Here is a 1087-nt window from a genome sequence, read left to right on the forward strand (position 1 = left end):
AACCTGATCATCATCGTCTTCGCGGTGGTGGTGATCGGCGGCATGGGCTCGATCCTCGGCGCCATCGTGACCGGGCTGGGGCTCGGGCTGCTGGAGGGCCTGACCAAGGTCTTCTACCCCGAGGCCTCCAACATCGTCGTCTTCGTCATCATGGCGATCGTTCTTCTCATCAAGCCCGCGGGCCTCTTCGGACGGGAGCGTTGATCATGACCTCCGCAAGCCAGACCTCGACTCCCGCCGCCCTTCCGGCCTCGACCTCGACGCGCAACATGCTGCTGTTCGGCGTCGGCCTGCTGGTCGCGCTCGTGGCGCCCTTCACGCTGTACCCCGTCTTCCTGATGAAGGTGCTGTGCTTCGCGCTGTTCGCCTGCGCCTTCAACCTGCTGATCGGCTACGCCGGCCTGCTCAGCTTCGGCCACGCCGCCTTCTTCGGCGGCGCCGCCTACATCACCGCCCACACGGTCAAGGTCTGGGGCCTGCCGCCGGAGCTCGGGCTGCTGCTCGGCACCGGCTTCGCCGCCCTGCTGGGGCTGGCCTTCGGCGCGCTGGCGATCCGCCGCCAGGGCATCTATTTCGCGATGATCACGCTGGCGCTGTCGCAGATGGTGTTCTTCCTGGCCTTGCAGCTGAAGTTCACCGGCGGCGAGGACGGCATCCAGGCGGTGCCGCGCGGCGTGCTGTTCGGCCTGTTCGACCTGACCCAGCCGCTGACCATGTATTACGTGGTGCTGGCGATCTTCCTGGGCGGCTTCGTCCTGATCTGGCGCACCGTGCATTCGCCCTTCGGCCAGGTTCTGAAGGCGATCCGCGAGAACGAGCCGCGCGCCATCTCGCTCGGCTACCGCACCGACCGCTACAAGCTGCTGGCCTTCGTGCTGTCGGCGAGCCTCGCCGGTCTGGCCGGCGGCACCAAGGCGCTGGTCTTCCAGCTCGCCTCGCTGACCGACGTGCAGTGGCAGATGTCGGGCGAGGTGGTGCTGATGACGCTGCTCGGCGGCATGGGCACGCTGTTCGGCCCGGTGGTCGGCGCCGCGCTGGTCGTCACGCTGGAGAGCTATCTGGCCGCCACCAGCCTCCCGGTCCCGGT

1 protein-coding gene and 1 pseudogene are annotated in these 1087 nt (G+C 67.9%); both read left to right on the forward strand.

Going from position 1 to position 1087, the window contains the following annotated elements; genetic code table 11:
* Positions 1 to 204 (forward strand): annotated as a pseudogene (locus J2847_RS33920) (branched-chain amino acid ABC transporter permease); the annotation flags it as partial.
* A 65-nt stretch (positions 205 to 269) separates the two neighbouring features.
* Positions 270 to 1087: branched-chain amino acid ABC transporter permease (locus J2847_RS33925; RefSeq protein WP_233474991.1), on the forward strand; the 818-nt coding region annotated here is incomplete at its 3' end.

This window comes from Azospirillum agricola (assembly GCF_017876095.1).
GTDB classification, from domain to species: domain Bacteria; phylum Pseudomonadota; class Alphaproteobacteria; order Azospirillales; family Azospirillaceae; genus Azospirillum; species Azospirillum agricola.